This window comes from Fortiea contorta PCC 7126 (assembly GCF_000332295.1).
Classification (GTDB): Bacteria; Cyanobacteriota; Cyanobacteriia; order Cyanobacteriales; family Nostocaceae; genus Fortiea; species Fortiea contorta.
Window position 1 is genome coordinate 2074563 of the sequence record NZ_KB235930.1, and the last position, 22660, is coordinate 2097222.

At 41.0% G+C, this 22660-nt stretch carries 20 protein-coding genes; 8 read left to right on the plus strand and 12 right to left on the minus strand.

Going from position 1 to position 22660, the window contains the following annotated elements; genetic code table 11:
- Positions 1-171: 171 nt before the first annotated feature.
- From MIC7126_RS0109770 to MIC7126_RS0109790, 5 genes are all read right to left on the minus strand, one after another.
- Entirely contained in the window at positions 172-1524 is a 1353-nt protein-coding gene (locus tag MIC7126_RS0109770) for a cytochrome P450 (RefSeq protein WP_017652954.1), read from the minus strand.
- A gap of 237 nt (positions 1525-1761) precedes the next feature.
- Positions 1762-3969 carry a GumC family protein gene (locus MIC7126_RS0109775; RefSeq protein WP_017652955.1) on the minus strand — a complete coding sequence of 736 codons (2208 nt, stop codon included), beginning with the start codon at positions 3967-3969 and terminating at the stop codon, positions 1762-1764.
- Positions 3970-4432: 463 nt separating this feature from the next.
- Positions 4433-5350, minus strand: a complete 918-nt coding sequence (locus tag MIC7126_RS0109780; protein ID WP_017652956.1) for a hypothetical protein — start codon at positions 5348-5350, stop codon at positions 4433-4435.
- An 88-nt stretch (positions 5351-5438) separates the two neighbouring features.
- Positions 5439-6107, minus strand: coding sequence for an RES domain-containing protein (locus MIC7126_RS0109785; RefSeq protein WP_017652957.1), 669 nt, complete (start codon positions 6105-6107; stop codon positions 5439-5441).
- 554 nt (positions 6108-6661) lie between these two features.
- Positions 6662-7279: a hypothetical protein gene (locus MIC7126_RS0109790; RefSeq protein ID WP_017652958.1), complete on the minus strand. Its 618-nt coding sequence runs from the start codon at positions 7277-7279 to the stop codon at positions 6662-6664.
- Positions 7280-7475: 196 nt separating this feature from the next.
- Between MIC7126_RS0109790 and MIC7126_RS0109795 the strand changes: the two genes are divergently transcribed.
- Positions 7476-8918: an NACHT domain-containing protein gene (locus MIC7126_RS0109795; RefSeq protein ID WP_017652959.1), complete on the plus strand. Its 1443-nt coding sequence runs from the start codon at positions 7476-7478 to the stop codon at positions 8916-8918.
- A gap of 33 nt (positions 8919-8951) precedes the next feature.
- Here MIC7126_RS0109795 and MIC7126_RS0109800 read toward each other — a convergent pair whose 3' ends face one another.
- Together MIC7126_RS0109800 and MIC7126_RS0109805 are read right to left on the minus strand one after the other, a co-directional pair.
- The gene (locus MIC7126_RS0109800) at positions 8952-9830 is read right to left on the minus strand and encodes an NAD(P)-dependent oxidoreductase (RefSeq protein WP_017652960.1); all 879 of its coding nucleotides are present in this window, start codon (positions 9828-9830) and stop codon (positions 8952-8954) included.
- 385 nt (positions 9831-10215) lie between these two features.
- Entirely contained in the window at positions 10216-11403 is a 1188-nt protein-coding gene (locus MIC7126_RS0109805) for a class I SAM-dependent methyltransferase (protein WP_026100151.1), read from the minus strand.
- 223 nt (positions 11404-11626) lie between these two features.
- Here MIC7126_RS0109805 and MIC7126_RS32235 point away from each other — a divergent pair, with 223 nt between their 5' ends.
- The 5 genes from MIC7126_RS32235 to rnhA all read left to right on the plus strand — a co-directional run bounded on the left by MIC7126_RS32235 (position 11627) and on the right by rnhA (position 16890).
- On the plus strand, positions 11627-11752 hold the full coding sequence (locus MIC7126_RS32235) for a hypothetical protein (RefSeq protein ID WP_017652962.1): 126 nt from the start codon (positions 11627-11629) through the stop codon (positions 11750-11752).
- Positions 11753-11794: 42 nt separating this feature from the next.
- Positions 11795-12538 (plus strand): RpnC/YadD family protein, encoded by a 744-nt coding sequence (locus tag MIC7126_RS27345; protein WP_017652963.1) that lies wholly within the window; start codon positions 11795-11797, stop codon positions 12536-12538.
- 76 nt (positions 12539-12614) lie between these two features.
- Complete coding sequence (locus MIC7126_RS0109815) at positions 12615-13616, plus strand: zinc-dependent alcohol dehydrogenase family protein (protein ID WP_017652964.1); 1002 nt, start codon at positions 12615-12617, stop codon at positions 13614-13616.
- Positions 13617-13927: 311 nt separating this feature from the next.
- Positions 13928-15961 (plus strand): pentapeptide repeat-containing protein, encoded by a 2034-nt coding sequence (locus MIC7126_RS0109820; protein WP_017652966.1) that lies wholly within the window; start codon positions 13928-13930, stop codon positions 15959-15961.
- Positions 15962-15981: 20 nt separating this feature from the next.
- On the plus strand, positions 15982-16890 hold the full coding sequence (gene rnhA, locus MIC7126_RS0109825) for a ribonuclease HI (RefSeq protein WP_017652967.1): 909 nt from the start codon (positions 15982-15984) through the stop codon (positions 16888-16890).
- Between the two features lie 16 nt (positions 16891-16906).
- Here rnhA and cruG read toward each other — a convergent pair whose 3' ends face one another.
- Entirely contained in the window at positions 16907-18094 is a 1188-nt protein-coding gene (cruG, locus tag MIC7126_RS0109830) for a 2'-O-glycosyltransferase CruG (protein WP_017652968.1), read from the minus strand.
- 228 nt (positions 18095-18322) lie between these two features.
- On the opposite strand from cruG, the gene MIC7126_RS0109835 reads away from it, so the two are divergent.
- Positions 18323-18754 carry a hypothetical protein gene (locus tag MIC7126_RS0109835; protein ID WP_017652969.1) on the plus strand — a complete coding sequence of 144 codons (432 nt, stop codon included), beginning with the start codon at positions 18323-18325 and terminating at the stop codon, positions 18752-18754.
- Between the two features lie 78 nt (positions 18755-18832).
- Here MIC7126_RS0109835 and rpmA read toward each other — a convergent pair whose 3' ends face one another.
- Both rpmA and rplU read right to left on the minus strand, forming a co-directional pair.
- Positions 18833-19120: a 50S ribosomal protein L27 gene (gene rpmA, locus MIC7126_RS0109840; protein ID WP_017652970.1), complete on the minus strand. Its 288-nt coding sequence runs from the start codon at positions 19118-19120 to the stop codon at positions 18833-18835.
- A 30-nt stretch (positions 19121-19150) separates the two neighbouring features.
- Positions 19151-19549 (minus strand): 50S ribosomal protein L21, encoded by a 399-nt coding sequence (rplU, locus tag MIC7126_RS0109845; RefSeq protein ID WP_026100153.1) that lies wholly within the window; start codon positions 19547-19549, stop codon positions 19151-19153.
- A gap of 527 nt (positions 19550-20076) precedes the next feature.
- Here rplU and MIC7126_RS0109850 point away from each other — a divergent pair.
- Positions 20077-21165, plus strand: a complete 1089-nt coding sequence (locus MIC7126_RS0109850) for a nucleotidyltransferase domain-containing protein (RefSeq protein WP_017652972.1) — start codon at positions 20077-20079, stop codon at positions 21163-21165.
- Positions 21166-21189: 24 nt separating this feature from the next.
- Here the strand turns inward: MIC7126_RS0109850 and MIC7126_RS0109855 are convergent, their stop codons facing one another.
- Positions 21190-21486, minus strand: a complete 297-nt coding sequence (locus MIC7126_RS0109855; RefSeq protein ID WP_017652973.1) for a hypothetical protein — start codon at positions 21484-21486, stop codon at positions 21190-21192.
- A 34-nt stretch (positions 21487-21520) separates the two neighbouring features.
- Positions 21521-22645, minus strand: a complete 1125-nt coding sequence (gene bchI, locus MIC7126_RS0109860) for a magnesium chelatase ATPase subunit I (protein WP_017652974.1) — start codon at positions 22643-22645, stop codon at positions 21521-21523.
- Positions 22646-22660: the final 15 nt, after the last annotated feature.

Genomic DNA, 22660 nt, shown 5'->3' on the forward strand with positions numbered 1-22660 from the left:
TCGCTGATTAGATGTAGTTCAAACCTCATCGCTTTATGGGTGAGGTAATTTCATACTTCAGCCTTTAGTTGACATTCTCTTTACGATAGCGTCTATCAATGAGATGAGACAGGTTTTGCAACATGAGGGGTTCCCATTTCTCAGCTATTGGGGATTGTGATATTTGGGGAATTATGAAAAATCGAGCGATCGCACTACTACCTTCACGCCGTATGCTGGACGTAGTGTGATTGCGGCTTGGGGTACGATGGGATGCTCTGGGACAAGAGTTAATTCAAATTTGCGAGCAATAGTCGCTAAGATTAAAACTGCTTCTAAAAGTGCAAAGCTTTTACCAATACAAATGCGGGGGCCATCGCCAAAGGGAAAATAAACTCCTCTGGGTAAACTTTTCTCTAAATCGTTAGTCCAGCGCTCCGGTTTAAATACCTCTGGTTCTGCAAAATAACGCGGATGGCGATGCATCACCCACTGGCTCATCATCAACATACAGCCAGATGGCACCTCATAGCCACCAATTTCGCAATCTTGAGCAGCTTCACGAGCCATCATGAATACGGGAGGATAAATCCGCATCGCTTCCTTGATGACCATCTCGGTGTAAGGTAACTGTGGTATGTCTGCAATGCTCGGTGAATTATTGCCTAAAACTTGTTGTAATTCCGCTAACAATTTGTCACGAACTTGAGGATAACGAGATAATAGTAACCATACACCTGTTAAAGTATTAGATGTAGTTTCATGCCCTGCTAGCATTAAAGTGGCAATTTCGTCGCGTAATTGGCGATCGCTCATTTGGCTACCATCAATTTCATCACGAGCCTCCATCAACATGGAGAGTAAATCTCCTGAATTTTCATTACTCGTGCGCCGTTGATTAATCATTTGATAGATAGTTAGATCCATCTGCTCAACAGCATTTTTATAACGAATATTTTCAGGTATAGGCAACCATTCTACAAAAACAAAATTTTCTTTACGCTTACTTTCAAACCAATCCATTGCTGAGTTTAACGCCTCAGCAACATTTTGAGCTTCTTGATCTGCAAGATCGCGGTTAAAAATTGTCTTCATCACAATATTTAAAGTCAAACGCATCATATCCTGATGCACATCCCGCGTTTCTCCATCTCGCCAAGTCTCAAGCATTTGTTCAGTATAACTAACCATGATATTCCCGTAATTAGCGATGCGTTTTTGGTGGAATACTGGCTGTAATAAACGACGCTGACGTAACCAAGATTCTCCTTCACTTGTTAAAAGTCCTTCACCCACCAAGCTTTTGAGAGCGCGTGAACCCCGACTTTTGATAAAAAAATTTCGCTCTTTCAGCACCTGCTCAATATAGCTAGGATTAGTTAATAAACAAGCTGGATTTAAAGCTAAATACATAGGTACAATATCGCCATATTCACGACCGCACCTAGTTAAAAAATCGAGAGGAGCCTGTCCAAAATCAACCAGACTACCGACAAGAGAATCTCCTTTTGGCCCAGGTAATTCAAATATAGTTTTAGAGGTCATATTTGTGCTAATTTTAGGGGATATAACAATTTTTGGTGAATACGCATGTAAAAAATCAACACATATTGGTGTTGATAAGTAAATATTGAAAAGCTTTCTATCTCCAGACTTCTATCACAAGGAAGATATCAACTACAAATATCTTTTCCTAGCTCTTTTTAAAACATATCTGGATATTTTCATCACTCACAAATTACATAATTACACGCTTTATTCCCTAACTCCTAACCCCTAACCTTAAGAAACTTCGTTAGCAACAACACCAACTAAATTTAAATTGCTCAAAATTTCTTTAGCCTGAATCAATTCATTTCGCTTAACTTGACCAATGCGACTCACCATGATGATTCCATCACATAAGGGGGCGAGAATTCTTGCATCAACCATATCTGAAATTGCCGAAGCATCAATCAATACTAAATCATAATTCTGCCCAAAATATGCAATTAATTGTTTCATTCTCTGAGAACTAAATAGCGTCACTGTATCTTCTGGAAAAGGCCCAGCAGTCAAAACATCAATAGATGGGTGAATGGGTTGGATATATTCATGAATTTGGCTATTTGTTTCATCAACTAATAACAGAGACAACCCCCAATCATTAGAAATTTCTAAAATATTATGTAGACTAGGACGCTGGAGATTAGCATCAATCAGCAGTACTCGTTGATGCATATGAGCAGCACTAGCTGCTAATCCCAAAGCTAAAGTTGTTTTCCCTTCACCAACCGATGTTGAAGTTAACAGCAGCGATTTTACAGGCGAGGAATGTTTTAATATCTGTAGGTTTTGGTAAATTATTTCTAAACTTTGGTGATGGGGTAGTATGACATCGTTTGCTGTTATTAAATATGGTAGATTTTTTTCTCTTTCATTAGATAGGTTTGGCAAACGCTTTTTAAACCTATTCATGCTTAAATTGGGCATTTTACCTAATAATTGGAGACGCGCCAATCTTTGTAATTCTTGTGTGGAATAGATCGATTTATCAAATAATTCCCAAATTACAGCAACCAAAATACCTAAAATTGGCCCAGCTATCACGCCTACAAATAAAAGTAATGACTTGTGATTACTAATGTCAGTTCCAATTGCTGGTTCTTGCAAAACCTGCCAATCAAACCCACCTTGAGCAATTTTTAATCCTAATAATTGTTGTTGTTGAAGCAATTGTTCAAGACTTTTTTGATTAGTTTCTACGTCTGGGAGTAGTCGATTATATTCTGCTATTAAGCTTGGGTATTTTTTCAGTTCTACTCGCAGATTTTGTTCTGATTCGATTAAACTTTTTTCGTTAGCAATCAATCCTAAAGCTTTTGTTTGTGTCTGAATAACCTCTGCCATTAATTTAACATCAACACCTTCGATTTCATTTGGTACTGATAGCGATTTTTCAGAATTACCAGGATGGATAACTTTATTTTCTAGTAATTTTTTTGCTTCTTGTTGTAATAACGCCAGTTGATTTTGGCGTTGCTGCTTTAGTGTTTGTACCGTGGGAGAAGCATCTGTATAGCGCTTTTGTTCTTGAACTAAAGTTAATTCAGTTTTTTGAATCTCATTGAGCAAAGCTTGATAACGAGTCGAGCGGTTTAAATGAGGAGTAATCAGGGCGTTTTGGGATGAGGACGCCATTTTTTGTTTTAAGTTTGCATACAGGGTTTGTACTTGTTGAATTTCCGCGCTGGTAGTTTGTAAATTCTTCTGGATATCAGCAAGAGATGTGAGTAAAATTTTACTTTGTGCTTCTGGATCTAGTAGGTTATGTTTTTTGCGAAATTCTTCTAGCCGATTTTGAGATTGAATTAATTTTTGTTTAATTTCTGGTAGACGGGCGTTAATAAAAGCTAAACCTTGATGCAATCGCTCATTTTTCTGTTGGATGTTGTAATCTTGATAAACTGTCTGTAAGGCTTGCAAAACTCTTTGCGTTTTGACTGGATCTTGGTCTTGAAAAGAAATTTCAAATACTTGACTAAAAACCTTGTTAACTGTTCTGATTCCTTCTAATTGTGTAACTTTTAAAGGTGGTTTTTTATCTTCCTCTTGACTAAAACTGATATCTTCTACGGTAATATTTGGATAGTAAGGACGCAGTAAATCTACAGTTTTCCGGATTAACTTTGAACTCAGCATCAGTTTTAACTGAATTGTATATTCAGCAACGTGAGCAGCAGAATCTGTAAATTTAATTTCTGAATTATGTTGGCTATTATTTGAGCTTAAATCTTCTTTTAATTTGGAAATCACTAACATCTGCATTGAACTTTGATACATGGGTTTGTTAATGATAGTCATGAAACTCGCAAAAGACATAACTACGCCAGAAACAACCAATATCAAATATCTGCGACGAAGTAGAATCGTAGATAATTTTTTAATTTTAATCAGACTTGGGGAAGATGTATTAACCATTTGTCCTTGATTCAGACTACTATCAGCCATTATCAAAGTCCTCTGATCTCACAACAATATATCCGGACGATTATGAGAAAACCTGTTGAAGATTTTCTCTAGCAATAGACGTAGCAGTATGTGAAATGATTCTGGATTAAATCGACAGTTTTCTATATTTTTACGGTTGTATTATGATTTTATGTAATTTTTATTTCTATGTAAAAAATATTTTTTACATTGATAAATAAGTGATTGATCTTGAACAAGATAGCCATTATACTAATTAGTCAAACTTATTGGTATTAATTACAAAGCAGTCAAATCTTTTCTAGAAGCAGCGTTGCAAATTTTATACAATAAAAATATATTTTACGTATTAAAAAATTTGGAGTAAGCGCACTACGCTGAATCTAGGTATATCAAGATGATTTGAATTGGTATTCATGAAAAAAGATAAACCCGAATTATCATCATAATTCGGGTTGATTGTGTTGTTAATTTACAAATATCGCTATGCTTCTAAAGCCGATAAAATGCGATCGCTCAATGACCAACGATTAGAATTAGGTCTAATCCAACGCTTTTCTGCTTCGTTATAATCACGCTGATGTATGATTGCAGACATCAAGTCTTTTTTCTGTTGTTCTTTAAGCTGCGATACCATTTTTTCTGCGCCTCGCAATGCACAAGTCTGCTCAAATGCTGTTTCTGAATTATTAATGATCTGGAGAATTGTATAAAAATAATTTGGATCACCTGACCATTCCACCACAGATAATCCCAGCAATCGTTTACCTTGGTCGCTCGATTTGAGCAGTTGATTCACTTCCTCACTAGAAAAATTCACCTCTGGCGCTAGTGCTCGCATTCTCCCTGCAATTGACTCCATTTCAAAGGTACGCTTGGCGCCGGCGGGCATAGTATTTCGTAATTCTTTGTAACGTTGGCTCAAGCGCTCCATTTGCTGTCTAGCTTCGGATATGGGTATCCTTGATGCGTATTCTTTTTGCCATTCATGGCGAATTTGGCGCATTTCTAGCTGTTGTTGGGGTGGTGCGACGTCTTCTGCGAGCTTGGTTTGCTCAATCAAAAACCCCAGGGTATCCCCGGTTAATGACTGTAACATAGGCATCATGCTGGAGCCAGTAATCTCCCCTGCGGGTGTTTTCACTGCTCCCCCAGTTAAAGCAAAAATCTTGAGTACAGATGGTACCCAAAGCAATGCTAAAAACACGGCTGTTGTATTTGTAACCTCAAATTTAAATGTTAATTTTTCGTCTTTGTTGATTTGAAAAGTGCTGAGAACGATAAAAATAGTAGTAATAATTAACCAAGTTTTCGGTATTTGGATAATTTGTTTGAGTAACCAGTCTACAGCCTCTCTAGAAATCTGGTTTTTACCTGTTTCTTTATCTGAATTGTCACCCATATTTTTTGATCAAGTTATCTTGATTAGTTGTTTATAGCATTGGGGCGGGAATATACCCAACACCCCAATTCTTTAACCTTAGCCAGAGTTACCAATAACGAATTACCTCTAAATTATTGTCGCTGGCGGCTTTTAAAACTACGCCTCGCAATAATTCATGTTTGAGGGGGAAAACATTTTCTGGCTCACAGACCATTAAATGTTGAGCGCGTTCATAAAGTGCGATCGCTACTTCATTATTATGAGCATTACAGTAAATCAACCCGTGAATTTCCGAATAAATTTCTGGTTGCTCATAAAAATAGCGTGACCAAGCTTGACTCAGACCGCGCTTTTCGGTTTTCGCCAAGGTGGCTTCATTCGCACCAGCACGCATCGCACCAGCACCGCGAATGTCTAGTAGTTTTAAATTTTGAGTGGGCTTAACTATGGCTACTAGATGGTCTGTAATTTCTACACAACCAACGCTGCCAAAAATTTCTACTAGACAACTAGAAAGTTTAGGGGCAACATAATATATACCACGTTCTCGATCGTCGCAGCGCTCACAATCTGATGGTTCATAACAAAAACTAGGACAGTTACCTCGATGATGATCAAAGCGATGAAGGGGACCCCAAAAACGAAAAGATAAAGCAGTCGGACTATATTCCGTCTGGAATATTCTGACAACTTCCGTGCCTTTTTTTAGGGTGTACAATTTTGGTTTTGGCTTGCTAAAGCAAGGTGGCGGAACGATTAGCTTAACCACCTCCATCACTCCTCATCTAATTAACTGACAACAACAGAATACTTCAGGTTTCCGATTTTCCAGATTTCTATAGACCAGCACATTCAACCTTATATATTGCAACATTCACTGGTCTTCTACGTGTTTCCGGAAGGTTTAAGTTTTGTAAGTGTGATTCCCTATACTGTTGTCAGTTTTTCACTTTAGCAGATAGATGACAATTACCCCGAAGGATAATGTTGGTGGTTGACAAATAGGGGCTGGGGGTTGGGGATTTTAGGACATCAACAGAAAACCTTTTGCATAAATGTTTTTTGGCGTTGCTGAATTGACATATGAATTTATCTCACGCATAGACGCGGAGCGGCTTCCCGCAGGGTAGGCGCAAAGGCGCAGAGAGGAGGACGCAAGGAAAGACCTAATCCCTAATCCCTCATCTCTCATCCCTAATCCCTCATCCCTAACTCCTAATCCCTAACCCCTAACCCCTGCTAAAAAAATTGAACCACAAATGAACGCAGAATGGAGTCTGTGTTGATCTGTGGTTCTTAATTGTTTGTCAAGTTTTTAAATAAATTGATCTAGAAAATTCCCACTGTTTGCGCTTCAGCAATCACGTCGTTGATTTGACCTAATTTCAAAGCTTCTACGGGGGTAAGTTTATTTAAAGCTGCGTTGGGTCTAGTCAACCATGTAATTTTTGATAAAGCTGGAACCTTCAACGCTTTTAAAACATCTGGTAGTCCAGCAATTACGCCGTCTGGCCCTTCAGGATCAAATTGCCAAGCGGGAAATTTCCAAACTCCGTTATCTTGGGCGGCGATTAAGCAATTTTTGCGGAGACGGTCATGGGGGGTTTGTCGAGTGGTATTGAGCAATTCGGCTACTTGTGGCGCTGTTATTGAAGACTTGAGCAGTTCTTGTCTCCATTTAAAGTTTCTGGCGAGGGTAGCAAATTCTAATCTAGTGTGTTCTTCATCACTGATACTCTTAGCGCCCAATTTAGCAGCAAAATTTGTTTCAGCCTGAGAGTATTTTGGGTTGGTCAGAGTGGTTTCTAGATTTTCGGCTAAACATTTAATTTCTTCAGGCTGTAAAGAATTTAGATAATCTTGAAATCCTAGTGCTATGCGCTCTAGTGCGTCTTGCATTACGTCTTTTGCGGAAGGAGCGTCTATGGTGACGTTAATTCCAGTCATAATACCTCCTTAAGCAACTGTCTATCATAGTATTAACTCAGATAATGTAAGAGATGTCAAATAAGCTAGATTTCTAGATTCGCATTTTTTGGTGTGATTTACAGCTGGGTTTGTGGATGATTTGTGAATGACTTGTGCATGAGTTGTGCATGAGTTATTTTGTCTATATCAATAGATATATAGGTGATGGAGTAGAATGAGTGGGCGATCGCTCCAAGCATCCACCGAGGGAATTAATAAAGCGAAAGCGGCGCTAATTAGTCATTCTTTGACGCAGCAGGGTTTAGCTGGGGAATTAGGGATTAGTCGTCAACCAATCACTAAGTTTTTTCAAGGTAAACCGATTGACCGCTATATTTTTGTGACAATTTGCGAAAAGCTCGACCTTGACTGGGAAGAGATTGTGACTGGGTTATCATTCCCGGAAATGGAAACAGCTGCGAGCATTTCTGAGATTGAGGCTTTGGTGCAGACTACGCGAGAAAAAGTTTTTGAGAGTATTTACAGGCGTTGTGGTGTGATGCGGGTGCTGAGTATGGAACAGCCGATGCGATTGGAAGATATCTACACCGATGTTGATATTTTAGAACGGGTGACTAGTCGCAGACGATTAAGTGTGGCGCAACTGTTAGAAAATGTTGACTTACCGCAGAAACGGTTTCCGGGAATAGAGGTGGTGGAACGGGACGACAAGCTGATGATTTTGGGTAAACCGGGAACAGGTAAAACCATATTTTTGAAATGGCTGGCGCTGTTGTGTAACTGGGGTGAATGGAAAAGCGCGAGCGTACCAATTTTTATCACCCTTAAAGATTTTGCTGAGACGAGGGGACAGCCAAGCTTACTGGAATATATTGCAACTCAGTGGGCTGAGTGTGGAGTTGTGACAATCCCAGTCACAGAAACTCTGCTCAATCAGGGACGGGGAATGGTGTTGCTGGATGGGTTAGATGCGGTGAGGGAAGGTGATATTGAGCGAGTGTTGCGAGAAATTCGCCAATTTACAGCGCGGTTTTATCGGAATTGGTTAGCGATCGCTACTCAAATTGCATCTCAAGAATACATTTTTGAACAATTCACTGAAGTGGAAATTGCTGATTTTAATTATCAGCAGATTACTGACTTTGTGAGCAAGTGGTTTTCATCCCAAGAGCCAGAAAAAACAGCAAATTTTCTGAATGAATTAAGAGCAAATTTGCCACTGCAACAACTAGCAACTAATCCTTTAATTCTCACTTTATTGTGCTTAATGTTTACAGATAAAGGTAGTTTTTACGGACAGTTTGGGGAAATTTATCAAGAAGCGCTAGATATATTTTTGCATAAATGGGATGCTCAACGCCATATAGAGCGATCGCCAATTATTCAACAATTTTCCCGACAGCAACAGCAAGATTTACTCGCTCAGATTGCCCGGCTTACTTGGCAACAAAGCCAGTACTTTTTTCCCAAAACATTGATTGCCGCACAAATTACTGAATATCTTCATCATTTGGGAAATTGCACAACTGATAGTGAAACGATTTTGAAATCGCTGATGGAGAGTAAAGGGTTATTAGTTGAGCAAGCAGTGGGTATTTACTCTTTTGCCCATTTTGCTTTTCAGCAATATTTAGCTGAGAAAAACTCGGCTAGTTGAGCAAAATTTGCCTGTTTCTTGTTTCCTACTATACTACTCCCATCGCCCTTCTTCCCAAGCTTTAATCGCATAAAATACAGAAGAATAATCATCATTAGCAAACGACATTTTCATCGCTGCTTGTAGAATTTGTCTCACCCCTTTAATACTACTGATATCTAAATCAACTGATTTGGCTTCAGAGATAAATAAATCTGTATCTTTGAGCAAATGTTTAGTTGGAAAATTGGCATTAGCAAAATTACCATCTAACATTCTTGTCAGTTTCTTGTCAAAAGTAGGTGCATATAAAGCACTTTCTCGGAGAATTTGCATAAACACTTCTGCGTCTATACCTTGACGCTGGACAAAAGCTAAACTGAGAGCAAAGCTAGTGGTGAGAGATGCAATAAGTTGGTTGAGGGCTAATTTCAAAGCGGCTGCAGTTCCGACATTTCCTATCAGTTTGGGTTCTGGGCCGAAGTGTCGCAATAATCGAAAGTGACGCTGGAATTGTTCTTCTTTCGCACCCACCATGACAATTAAATTACCTGCTTGCGCTTCTGGGATGCTTCCCAATACAGGCGCTTCTAAATATTCACCACCTGCAGCTACTACCGCATCTCTAATTTCTTGGCTTTCGGTGGGGGTAATTGTCCCCATTTGAATGACAGTACGCCCGGAAAGGGTGTGCCAAGAAGTATCGGAAAGCAACACACTATAAATAGCCGCCGTGTTAGTGAGCATGAGAATTATGCAATCAGCCGCACGAATTGCATGGCGGGGATGTGTTGCAATTTCTGCACCAGCTGCTTGTAGTGGTGCTAATTTTTCTGGGGTGCGGTTGTATGCAATTAATTCTACATTTGCGGCTAACAACCTTTGAGCCATTGGTAGACCCATCAATCCAGTTCCCAGAAATGCCACCTTCATGTTTACGTTCCTTTAATACAGCAATCGCGTTTCTATGATTTAGTCAACGGTGAACAGTTATCAGTGAGGAGGATTGGGGGCTAGTACAAAAGGCTGAAGTATAAAGTCTAAAGTATGAAATAAAGAAACCCTTTATTTATCACCCGTTACCTACTCAACTGATAACTGGTTTTCACATTTGGTAATTAGCCACCTGCGGCAAATGTTGCCATAATTATGACCGACAGTAAAATCCCAGGCGTGAGTAAGGTTGCTAGCATTAACAGATCGTGAGTATTCATGATTGCTACTTTGGGAGTGGTTTTGTTTTCACTGTAATCACTGTTATGCTAGTTCATTCAGACTAACGCTGCCTTAATAGAGTTTTAATTTTTAAGTGTTACTTTTACTCTGGCACAGTTAAGCCTTTGAGGGGTTGGGATATTTGTTTTTGTGTCAATCCTTTGCTTTGAACCAGGACGCCAAAACTCCCTAAACCGGAAGGGTCAATCAGTTGGTGGAGTGCTTCGCGCCGTTGGAGTAACTGGGAAAGGGATTGTTGTTGATGAGAAAGAGCGGCTATCCTTTGGCTTAATCCCAAGACCATCAAAAATAATCCCTGCTGCGTCAAACCGACTAGATTTAAACCACAGCGATCGCCCCATTTCTCTAAGGCTGTAAAATCAACGTGGGCGGTGATGTCTTGTTGCCCAATGTTAACGTAAGGGTTGTGATGGTGACGATGCTGATAGTAGCACTGTAGTGTTCCCTGCGATCGCCTGGGATTGTAATAACGACTTGCAGGGTAGCCATAATCAATAGTTAGCACATATCCGCTCTGTAAGCGGTCTGCTACTATACTCAACCAGTCCAAAGCAGCCAAATTAATTTCACTCCTGTAACCTTCTTCATAAACACTCTGAGTCAAATCAATTCCCACTAAATCAAAATACTCAGCTAATCGTGGTGTCGAAGCTTCACCTGTCACCTCAATAAATGACGGTGTGGACTGGGAAAGCAAATTTTCCCCCTTTTTTTGCACTGTTACATAAATCTCTCGCAGTTCTCCCCCTATCAACGTGAACTGATGGACAGGGAAAGCATCGACTAATTCGTTGGAGAAAAAGCAACCAGTGATAGAGTTGGGCGGGATGTCTTCAAGATTGCACCAACGCACAGGTAAATCTCGCAAGCGTTGCTGTTGTTCTTGTCTTAAAGTGGGGGATTTTTCAACAATTACATACTCTAAAATGGCAAACAAATCTGGATGATGTCGCTGATGGTATGTGAGGATATGGGTTGCTAGCAATCCTTGACCTGCGCCCATTTCTACCAGGAAAAAAGGTACAGGACGCTCTAAAATTTCCCACATCTGGGCAAATTGTACCGCCAGTAACTCCCCAAAATCAGCCCCAAGGTGAACAGAAGTGAAAAAATCGCCGCCTTTCAACCCCAATTTGACGGCGCTGGAATAGTAACCGTGTTCAGGGTTGTATAAAACCATGTCCATGTATTCAGCAAAGGTAATTCGCTGTTGGGGACTGTCGGCGATGTGGTTGGCTATAGCTAAACACAGTGCTGGATTGAAAGCCATAAACTTGATAGATTCTGGAATAATCATATAGCGATCGCTCTATTTTCTGACTATTCCCAGTTCTCAGCCTGATGTTTCTCACTCCTCGCTAACAACACCGCATTCTTGACCTGTAACCAGCAATGTTAATAATCTGTTCTAGAGTCGAGTGTGATTACGGAAAAGTTGTAGATTAATTTTGCGGCAGTGACGAAATTTTGGATGTTGTAGAGGAGTTACGGAAATGATTGACCATGATTGTTTGTTCAAAGAATTGATTTCCACATTTTTTGTGGAATTTTTAGATTTATTTCTGCCGCAAGTAGCGAGCCAAATAGACCGCGATTCAATTCAGTTTTTGCCACAATAGGTATTTAATGATGTCACTTCTGGAGAAAAGAAAGAAATTGATTTGTTAGCACAGGTTAAATATCAACAGCAGGAAACTTATTTTTTAATTCATGTCGAAAATCAATCTTACAATCAGTCTGAACTTGCCAAGCGGATTTTTAAATATTTTGCTCGACTGTATGAAAAATATGATTTACCGATTTATCCGGTGGTAATTTTTTCATTTGATGAACCGAAACGCCCAGAACCACAAAATTATCGAGTTGCTTTTGCTGATTTAAATGTGCTCGATTTTAATTTTGCTGCTATTCAACTAAATCAGCTCAGTTGGCGAGATTATTTAACTCAACAAAATCCAGTAGCTGCAGCTTTGATGGCAAAAATGAATATTCCCCGCTCAGAACGTCCACAGGTGAAGGCGGAATGTTTGCGGTTGCTGACCACACTTAGGTTAAATCCAGCAAAAATGCAATTAATTTCTGGGTTTGTGGATGTGTATTTGAATTTGAATAAAGCTGAAGAAGAAGTGTTTAAAGCGACAGCCGATAGAATGGGATTAAACAACGAAGAGGTATATATGGAAATAATAACAAGTTGGGCAAGAGAAGGTTTGGAAAGAGGTCTTCAAGAAGGTTTGGAAAGAGGTCTTCAAGAAGGTCTTCAAGAAGGTCGTCAGCAAGCACAAGAAGAGATTGCACTAAATTTACTCCGCAGGGGGATGACAATAGAAGAAACTGTAGAAATTACTGGGTTAGCTGTGGAACGAGTGCGGGAGTTACAGGCGCGGTTACAAACGGAAAATTAAGGAATAGGGCGGACATTACCCGCAAAATTAAAGTTACCAAAATTATGCATCTATCTCTAGCCTGGAGGAAAGAGTCGTGAAAGCAGCCTTGATGACAGCAGCGGGTAATTCCGGGGTGTTGCAATTACAAGAAGTCCCTCAACCTACGCCAAAAAGCACCGAACTTTTAATTCGCTTAGTCGCAGCTGGTGTCAATCCCATTGATACCAAACTGCGTCACCGGGGTACATTCTACCCCCAGCAAATGCCGGCTATTTTGGGATGTGACGGTGCTGGTATTGTGGAAAAAGTAGGTGCTGATGTGCGAAATTTTCGTCCAGGAGACGCCGTATATTTTTGCTATGGTGGCTTAGGTGCACATCAAGGAAATTACGCAGAATATAACGTTGTTGATGAGCGATTCGTAGCCCGTAAACCTTCTTCCATAACCTTTGCAGAAGCTGCTGCTGCACCTCTAGTATTAATCACCGCTTGGGAAGCTTTATACGAACGAGGAAGATTAGAACCCAGAGAAAAAGTATTAATTCATGCTGGTGCTGGAGGCGTTGGACATGTAGCAATTCAACTAGCAAAACTCAAAGGTGCTGGTGTTGCCACCACCGTCAGTTCACAGGAAAAGGCGAATTTTGTCAAGCAATTAGGTGCTGACGAAATCATTTTTTACCAACAAACAGACTTTGTACAGGCGGCTTTAAATTGGACTAATGGCGAGGGTGTGGATTTGGCTTTTGACACTGTTGGTGGTGAAACCTTTGACAAAACCTTCCCCGCAGTCAGGATGTACGGCGATATCGTGACGATTTTAGAACCACCAGCCAACACCAATTGGAAAATCGCTAGAAATCGCAATCTCCGCATCAGCTTAGAATTAATGTTGACACCGATGCTGCAAGGAATCACTGAAAGTTCACAGCACCAAGCAGAAATCCTCGCACAATCTGCAACTTGGATGGATGAAGGTAAGTTAAAAATCCATGTTAGTCACAAGTTTTCCCTCGCGGAAGCAGCAAAAGCTCACCAATTAATCGAAAATGGCTCTATCACAGGTAAAATTGTTCTGCTGATTGCCGATGAATAATTAATTTGTATAGATCATATTTTCAACGCGGCGAAAAGTTGCGTGCGGGGGTTCCCCCCGTTGAGCAAACTTTTCAAGACAGAGGGGCGCGGAGGTTAAACGCAGCGAAAAGTTTGTGGGGAAGGTCTCCTTCCACAAAACTTTTCAAGACAAAGGGACGCGGAGGTTTTTCTTGGCGATACTCCGCGCTTTCCTCGGCGATACTCTGCGTTTTTATCTTCCTCTTTTTTCCTTTCCCTGCTGCTGCTATACAACCAGAACGCACTCCTTTAACTCTGGAAATATTGCAAGCACGACTCCACGCACCAATTATGCGTGAAGGTAATTTGATGGTAAATTTGCGGCAAATGGTTATAGATTTACGACCAGAAAATTTGGTTTTCCGCGATAATTTTTACCAATTACTGCGAAAAGAATTACAAAAAACTGGAGGAAAAACTTTAGGTTTAGACTTGAGTTATTCACTAATTTTGGGAGATTTTATCGGGAGTGATTTAGGGTTAAAAACACCGCTTTATGCTCAAGCGATCGCTCCTATTTTTACGGCTACTGAACAAGAACAATTAGAAAGTTTGCGTTTGGTTTGTTTATCAGCTTTGGCGATTGATTTACCTGAGTCTAAAGATTGTCGATCGCTGTTAGCATCTCCAGCGAATATATCTAGTGAGATCAATGTTTTTCGCGGTGTTTTAACTTTGGTACAAACCCGGTTTAATGGGGAAGTTAATTTTGCCAATACATTTTTTTTGCAGTCGATTGACGCCCAAGGTGCAATTTTTACTCAACCGACTAACTGGACTGAAGCTAGATTCAGTCGTGCTGTTAGCTTTAATGGTGCTAGCTTTCGACAATTGAGTAGTTTTTCTGGGAGTATCTTTTTTAATAAGGCTAATTTTAAGCAAGTACAATTTCAAGAAGTCAGTGATTTTCACGGCTGTATTTTTGCAGATAGCGCTAATTTTAACCAAGGTGGTTTTAAGCAAGTAGCAAAATTTAGTAGTGTACAATGGCAAGGAGATGTTGATTTTTCTGAGGTGAGATTTGCCAATCAAGTACAATTTACTAAGGCTAGTTTTGAGCAATTTTTATTTTTAATTGAAACCAGTTTTGAGCAAGCTGTGAGCTTTCGGGAAACGCAATTCAATCAATCTGTAAATTTGAAGGGTGCGAGTATTCTTAACCAAGCAGATTTTAGTGATGCGAAATGGGCTAAAGATACTTTTTTAAATATACCTGGTTTAACTTTTAATTCTAACCAAGCAAAAATTTTAGGTAATCCTGGACAAATTGGGAAAATGTTTCGTGTACCTTCACTGCAAGGTAATCAAAATGTGTTAAGAAATTTGGGACAAAATTTCCGTCAGCAGCAACAAATTGCTGATACTAATCAATTAGAGTATACTAAACAGCGATTGCGATTAATCGAATTAACTCGCCGTTTGATGGCGACAAATATTAATAGTGCTGATACCGCTAATTTACAAAAGCTGGGTTTTTCTGCAAATCAAGCATCAGCAATAGTTGAACGCAGGTTGAGCAAATTATTTCGTAATCGCAGTGAGTTATTAACTTTAGCAGATATTGATTTGGAAACATACAATAAATTAAGCGATCGCTTAGTTGTTAGCGAACCTCTCTCTTTTGGCGGATGGTTATTACAAGCTTGGGGTTGGTTGGCTTTGAGTGTGTTATTACTATTAAGTGGATATGGAACAAATTTTTGGTTAGTTTTTGGTGTTGGTGGAGTAGCGATCGCATTTTTTGGCTTAATATTTTGGTTAGTAGACCGCTATCGTCGCTTACATCCTGTAGCAATTATTCCTACCAATTCTGAAGCCATATCTATTTTAGTTAGTTTTAGCTGTTTGACATTTTTCAGCCTCTTAGCTATTTTCCGCAATTCCGAACAGCCTTGGCTAACATTAGGTTGTCTTTTAATTATTATTGTCCCTCTACCAGTGGCTTTAATTTGCCGACTTTACCAGCAGGGACGCTACCACGATTTAATGGATGTTTCCTACTTCACAGAAGATGGTACTATGCGACAGTTACGATTATTAATTGGGCGCTTACCAATCATACCCAGAAATCAAACTTTTAGAGAAAGATACATGCCTTTGTTGAGCGATCGCGGTTGGAATTGGTTGAATTATTATGACTTTAGTCTCAACAATTTAGTCAGATTAGGATTTAACGATATTCGGATGCGAGATGAACATTTACCAGGAATTATCGCCACACTTGCTTGGTATGAATGGAGTTTGGGAGTACTTTATATCACTTTAGTTTTGTGGACTCTCTCACGCACAATTCCCGGATTAAATTTATTGATTTATCTCAAATAAAAACTATTATCCATTTTACTATGTCAATTCAACGCCAAATTCAAAGTATATACACTGATGGAGCTTGTACAGGTAATCCAGGCCCTGGAGGTTGGGGTACTGTAGTTTATTTTCATGATGGTTCAATTCATGAAATGGGCGATGCATCTGCCCATACAACTAATAATAAAATGGAGATGCAAGCGGCGATCGCTGCGCTAAAATTCTTCAAAACATCGGGACAAACTCAATCCATTACTCTTTATACCGATAGCGAATACCTGATCAACTGCGTGACAAAGTGGATCAAAGGTTGGAAAAAGAAAGGCTGGAAAAAAGCCGATGGTAATCCTGTCCAAAACCAAGATTTGTTAGAAATTTTAGATGACCTCAATAGCAACTTAGTCAATTGGCAACATGTCCGGGGTCACTCAGGTAACATAGGTAACGAGCGCTGTGATGCGATCGCTCGCGCCTTTGCTAGCGGTAAAACCCCCTCCCTACAACAATCTTTCGCTATAGATTCTCTACGAGAGCTATCGCCAAAAACTGAAGTAAATGTAGCAAAAGTGTCTGATTTCCAGGTTGACTCTACAATAATTAACACACACGAACAAGAATTTAGTACTCTGCTATCAGACTTAACTATTATGGAGTCACATATCACACCTACTACTGCCACAATTGACGAAAAACCGCCGGAGTTGAGAATCACACAACTCCGCAACTTGGTAGAAACTCTGCGGATTGCTGATGAAATTGCTACTAAAGGTTACTTAATTACCAGTTCCGAACTCGCCGACCTGATGGATGTTCACGCCAGCGCTGTCACCAGTCGAGGCGATCAATGGCGCTGGCGAAACTGGATTGTTTCACGAGTCAGGCGTGAAGGTAATCAAATTCTCTGGGAATTAGAACGGGGCGATCAAATTGGAGGTGAAGCTGAATAATTGGGTATAAAAAATATTACCCATACTTTCTTCCCCGCCACTCTCGTGGTGTGTGGAATGCAGATAGGAAAATTCGCAACACGGCTAAAGGGTCAGCCAGAGGGGAAAGCCAAAATAACCACCCGCCTTTGGCGTTTTGCAGGTCATAGGAGGGGGCGATCGCCAACAGCATAGCAAAGCGAATTACCAACAAAAATACATTCAGTCCCAGCAATAACAGACGGGGCGATGAGGCGAAGGGGGGCTGGGGGGAAAGCAAAAAGTAGACGACAATCAGTAAAGGTAAACCCTGAACTGCACAAAGTAACCACAAATCCGCCCAAATCTGCGCGCGGGGTGATGCATCTTTTAAATCTAGGCTCCTTCCCCACTCCTTCCATGTCTCAATTGCACCTTCATACATCCGTACCTTGAGTATTTTTGCACCATCCAAAAAGCCCACTTTAAACCCCTGGGCGGCTATATGTCGCGCCAAAGTCACATCATCACAAAAAGAATCACTCGCACTTGTGTAACCGTCCACAGCGGCTAATACGGTGCGACGGCACAAAAAGCACTGTCCATTAGCCATGACCCTTTCTGGTTGTTCTGTGTTAATTCCCGCCGGATCAAATCGATATAACAGAGTCATCAACAAAGCTGGTTGTAACCAGCATTCCCCAGGGTATTTGAGGACAAACTGAGGTGAGAGCGACACCAAATCATATCCTTGGGCTGTAGCTGTTTGCAGCAAACCAGCCACCAAACCAGGATCAGGTACTGTATCTGCATCCATACCCAAAAACCATTGACTCGCTTGTGCACTGTGCAGAAAACCATTATGCAACGCCCAAGGACGCCCCACCCAACCAGGAGGGAGGGGGTCGTCTGTGACTAGGCGAAAGCGGGGGTCTTGTTGTTGTGCAGCTTTCACTAAATCAGGGGTACCGTCTTGGGAATTACTGTCCACAACGATAATCTCGCGGACTTCATAGCTTTGGCGACTCAAGCCGGCTAGCAAAGGACTAATCCGCAATGCTTCATTGAGTGTAGGGACAACAACACTGACAGTACCTAAGAGGTCGGGTGTCGGTTGCTGGGGTTGAATGGGAGGATGGCGTCTGGGGCCTTTGATTAGGCGCGAGAGGAGAATTGCTGTTGCTGGTAGTTGAATGAGTAGCAATACGAGTAGTAAGAAGCTTTCAATAATTGAAGCGTCTGTCATGTCACAAATGTTTTAGAACATATTTAACAGATTAGTCCTAATTTGTGCAGCGCTTACGTGGAAACTGGTTGAGATGTTTGCCAAAAAGCATCGCAGTTTTTTGTCATAAATTACAGTTTAGGCGATCGCTCTTGCTCACAAAATCAAAATGCTTGCACAATCCCAGGGTACATTTAGGAAAGATGACTACCAACTGACGCCAGTCTTTCTTCTATTCTTAATTCACCCATGTTAATTTTGAAAAGAGTTCCCTGGGTTGCTCTCTTACTAGTACTACTTAGTTACAGTACCTTGGGGTGGGTAATATCCGAGGCTCATCCTCCCCGTTTTGTCTGGCCGGTGGTCGTATTTGCTATCCTGCTTTTAATCAGCAGTTTGACCATTCCTTGGTCGCAGATGGCGGAACTTTCTCTTTTCTTTTTTAAATCCAATACCCGGACGTTCGTGTTTGCGCTTTCTCTAGCTTTATTGTTCTTTTTAATGCTGGCTTGGTTCCGGGTGTTTCTTGATACTCTGCTGATTATCTCTGCAGCTATATTAGCGAAAATTGACTCTCAAGCCTCTGGGCTAAAACCAGGACAAGCTTTTTGGCTTACTTCTGTCTTTTCTTTAGCAGGCTTGGCTTTGGGTGTGGCGTTACAAATGGTTTTCAGAAGTTGATTTCGTAACCTCAAACCTTTGTAAAGACGTTGCAATGCAACGCCTTTACATTCATTTGGTTTCGATAATTTGGGTTAACTATTCACCAACAGCGACTTCAGCCGCCGCCGCAACTGGTGTATAAACGCTAACTTTTTTACGGGATTTACCCTTGCGCTCAAAGGTGACAACGCCGTCAATGAGAGCGAATAGAGTATCATCACTACCGATACCGACATTATTACCAGGGTGATATTTTGTACCACGTTGCCGCACAAGGATATTGCCGGCGCGGACAGCTTGACCACCATAGCGCTTTACGCCCAGGCGTTGAGCGTTAGAATCACGACCGTTGCGGGTACTACCTGTTCCTTTCTTGTGAGCCATAATTTCCTCTGATATCTCTTCGTATTTTTATTATTCAGCAGCTTCTGCAGCAGATTGGCTATCGACCTCTGGGTTTTGGGTGCTTTCAGCTTCTTGAGCCGCCAACACTTCACCATTCAGGTTAATAGAGTTAATCATCAGTCTGGTGATTTCCTGGCGATGTCCCCGTTTTTTGCGGGTTTTCTTTTTAGGCTTCATCTTATAGACCAGGACTTTACGACCTCGCAGATGTCTGAGTACAGTTCCTTCCACGGTCGCACCTGCTACACGTGGTTGTCCGATAGTAACTCCGCCGTCGTGCGCTAATAGCAATACTGCGTCTATTGTCACTTTTTCTTCTGGTTCGACACTTAGCAGCTCGATGTCATAAAATCGACCCGCCTCAACTCGTATTTGTTTGCCGCCAGTTTCAATAATTGCGTAGGTCATGGAATTGTCCTTGTGGTTGCCGTACAGGTAGCTAGTTTCATCTCTTGTAGAGCAGCGATTTTCAGCTTTCACTAGCTTTTGCAGTATGTCTACCTGATCCGAGCAGGAATTAGACAGACAATCTAAAATTATAATTTATCGTGTGTAAGTAGGTCAACTAATTAGCCATGATACAGGGAATAGGAGATAGGGACTAGGGGATAGCGTTGCTTTATGTCCTCAACTATTTGGTGACAGCTGAAGAAAAGAAGAATTTTCGTCTGCTTGGCGAAATGGTGATTTGTGGTTGTGTAGTTAATCTGGACACAGAACAGCACCAAAAATCTGAGCAGAGGACTTTGTTGCTCAGGTTTTTTTTATATCATAGCCAGCAGAGGCTGGAACCTATAGCTGAAGTCTGAAGTTTGAAGTCTGAAGTATGTAGACGCCTGAAAGGCGGCTTGCCGCAGGCTAGTTTGAAACTGATAAACTTGTATACTCAGCTTCTGATAGATTTGCAATGGTTGCTTTATTGACGTCGCGTACTGATGAAAAGAATAGAAGTTGAACAAAGAACGATTTTTATCGGGTTAGCAGGTAGTCATGGTTATGGATTAAATCGTCCCGATTCTGATTTCGATTATCGGGGTGTATTTATCGCACCTAAAAGATATTATTTGGGATTTGACCATGTAGAACAAAAAGAATCTGGTTGGGATGAACCGGGAATATTTCCCTTTTTGGATGACAATAAAGATACGGTTATTTATGAACTCAAGAAAGTCCTGCAGTTATTATCGGGAGCTAATCCCAATGTTTTAGAGTTGTTATGGTTGCCTAATTATCCTGTATTGACTCCTGTCGGACAGCATTTAATTAATCATAAACAGTTATTTTTGAGTAAGAAGGTGAAGCATACATACACTGGTTATGCTTTTGCTCAAATCAAAAAGATGGAAACTCATCGCAAGTGGTTGTTAAATCCTCCACAAAAGAAACCATTACCCGCAGATTTTGGTATTGAAGATGAAGCACCACTAATTAAGGAGGATTTAAATGCTTTTTTGGAGTATTTATATAATTTAATTAGGGGAAGGATTGAGTTTTTGGAAGAAGCTGAACAGTTATATCAACTGTTGACAGCGGATATTGATTTTAAAGGTGTGCTGAAGCAATATACTTTGCCTGATGAAACTTTAGAATACACCCAAAAGTTAACTAATAGTCGTAAAGATTTTATTCGCTTACTGCAAAAAAGCCAAACTTATCAAGTAGCGTTAAGAGAATGGAAAGCTTATTTATCATGGCAAGAAAATAGAAATCCCGTGAGAGCGGAAATGGAAAGAAAATCTGGTTTTGACTTGAAGCATGGGATGCACTGCATTAGATTACTACGCAGCGGGTTAGAAATATTGAAAACTAGTCAGGTGTTTGTGGATAGGAAAATAGCTGGTGATGTTGAAGATTTAAGAGCTATTCTCCAGGGTGAATATACATATGAGCAGGTGATGAAAATGGCAGAAGATTTAGTTGCTCAAATGGATATTATTTATGACCAATCGACACTACCTCACAAACCTGATGTATCACAAATTAATGAGCTGTGTATGGAATTGGTGGAGATGCAGGGGTGGTGATTTGTCTGCTGTTTGTGATTCTTTTTATAGGGTTTGAATTAAATCGACAAAACCATAGAAACTAATTAATAGTAATAATAGTGCTGTGATTTTGGTGACTCGTGATTGGGGTGAGGGCACGATCGCTTCTCTGACTAAAATAGAAATAGAAGCCCCGACTACTAAGCTCAACCCCAATACTAGGTATGGTCTGTCTGGTATAATCGAGGCAATTGCTAGCATGGCGATCGCTAGCGTCAACATCAATAGCTCTATAAACCGGGGCGGGTTATATTGGCTAGCTAAAACAAAGCTGCTGAACCAAAAATTCCACAATCTCATATTTTAGTGGTTTTGGGGAATTACAATTTACCAACTACCTTACACCAGTTTTCAATTGACCTGTGCCATTTTTTTGTGCGGTGTCATTTTCTGGTAACTCTACACCAAAGACTCGCGCAAAGGCTTTTTCTACTTTGTAGCCGGAATCAATTGATTCTAAGGGGTCTTTCCGCAGTCGGTGACGCAGACATAAGGTAATGACACGTCGGATATCATCAACTGTAACTTCGGTGCGTTCTTCAAAAGCTGTCAACGCTTTGGCGGCGCGGTTGGTGACGATATCACCCCGCAAACCATCCACATCTAATTCTGAGCAGATTTCCGAAATTTTCACCCGCGTGTCATAGTCGCTTTTGACTGCTGACAAGAGATTTTGTGCCTTGACAATTTTCTCTTGTAATGCTTCTTGCTCTGGTTTGTATTTTTCGACGAACGCCAGCGGGTTTTGGTCAAATTCCGCTCGTTGTTCCACGATTTGTACTCGCAGGGCTGGTTCTCTGACTGTGTGAATTTCGGCGTGCATTCCGAAGCGGTCTAGAAGTTGGGGACGCAGTTCGCCTTCTTCGGGGTTTCCTGAACCGACGAGGACAAACCGGGCGGGGTGACGGATGGAAATTCCTTCTCTTTCTACGGTGTTCCAACCGCTGGCGGCTGAGTCGAGTAATACGTCTACGAGGTGGTCGTCGAGTAAGTTAACTTCGTCTACGTAGAGGATACCCCGGTTAGCTTTGGCGAGTAGTCCTGGTTCAAAAGCTTTGACACCTTCAGATAAAGCTTTTTCGATGTCGATGGTACCGCAAACCCGGTCTTCTGTGGCGCCTAGGGGCAAGTCTACCATCTGGACTTTTTTGTGAGCTATGGGAATTTCTGCCCCTTGTTCTAGCAATTGGCGGACTTCATCGCTCATGACGTCAGGGTCGCTGGGGTCGCTATTGAAGGGGTCGTTAGCGACGACGGGGATTTCTGGGAGGAGGTCGGCTAGGGCGCGGATGGTTGTTGACTTACCGGTACCGCGATCGCCCATAATCATTACACCACCAATTTTGGGGTCAATCACGTTTAACAGCAGTGCCAGCTTCATTTCTTCCTGACCGACAATTGCTGTAAACGGGAATACCACACGTCGCCGACTGGCTGTGGTTTGAGCAGTAGGACTCACTAAAATTACCTTGCC

Bases quoted from the DNA above. Each gene is read 5' to 3' on its own strand.
- MIC7126_RS0109775 (WP_017652955.1), bottom strand. From the start codon at position 3,969: ATGGCTGATAGTAGTCTGAATCAAGGACAAATGGTTAATACATCTTCC.
- MIC7126_RS0109855 (WP_017652973.1), bottom strand. From the start codon at position 21,486: ATGAGATTGTGGAATTTTTGGTTCAGCAGCTTTGTTTTAGCTAGCCAA.
- MIC7126_RS0109835 (WP_017652969.1), top strand. From the start codon at position 18,323: ATGTTAATTTTGAAAAGAGTTCCCTGGGTTGCTCTCTTACTAGTACTA.
- MIC7126_RS32235 (WP_017652962.1), top strand. From the start codon at position 11,627: ATGATTGACCATGATTGTTTGTTCAAAGAATTGATTTCCACATTTTTT.
- MIC7126_RS0109790 (WP_017652958.1), bottom strand. From the start codon at position 7,279: ATGACTGGAATTAACGTCACCATAGACGCTCCTTCCGCAAAAGACGTA.
- MIC7126_RS0109770 (WP_017652954.1), bottom strand. From the start codon at position 1,524: ATGACCTCTAAAACTATATTTGAATTACCTGGGCCAAAAGGAGATTCT.
- rpmA (WP_017652970.1), bottom strand. From the start codon at position 19,120: ATGGCTCACAAGAAAGGAACAGGTAGTACCCGCAACGGTCGTGATTCT.
- MIC7126_RS0109850 (WP_017652972.1), top strand. From the start codon at position 20,077: ATGAAAAGAATAGAAGTTGAACAAAGAACGATTTTTATCGGGTTAGCA.
- MIC7126_RS0109800 (WP_017652960.1), bottom strand. From the start codon at position 9,830: ATGAAGGTGGCATTTCTGGGAACTGGATTGATGGGTCTACCAATGGCT.
- MIC7126_RS0109805 (WP_026100151.1), bottom strand. From the start codon at position 11,403: ATGGCTTTCAATCCAGCACTGTGTTTAGCTATAGCCAACCACATCGCC.
- MIC7126_RS0109795 (WP_017652959.1), top strand. From the start codon at position 7,476: ATGAGTGGGCGATCGCTCCAAGCATCCACCGAGGGAATTAATAAAGCG.
- MIC7126_RS0109820 (WP_017652966.1), top strand. From the start codon at position 13,928: ATGCGTGAAGGTAATTTGATGGTAAATTTGCGGCAAATGGTTATAGAT.
- rnhA (WP_017652967.1), top strand. From the start codon at position 15,982: ATGTCAATTCAACGCCAAATTCAAAGTATATACACTGATGGAGCTTGT.
- MIC7126_RS0109785 (WP_017652957.1), bottom strand. From the start codon at position 6,107: ATGGAGGTGGTTAAGCTAATCGTTCCGCCACCTTGCTTTAGCAAGCCA.
- MIC7126_RS0109780 (WP_017652956.1), bottom strand. From the start codon at position 5,350: ATGGGTGACAATTCAGATAAAGAAACAGGTAAAAACCAGATTTCTAGA.
- rplU (WP_026100153.1), bottom strand. From the start codon at position 19,549: ATGACCTACGCAATTATTGAAACTGGCGGCAAACAAATACGAGTTGAG.
- cruG (WP_017652968.1), bottom strand. From the start codon at position 18,094: ATGACAGACGCTTCAATTATTGAAAGCTTCTTACTACTCGTATTGCTA.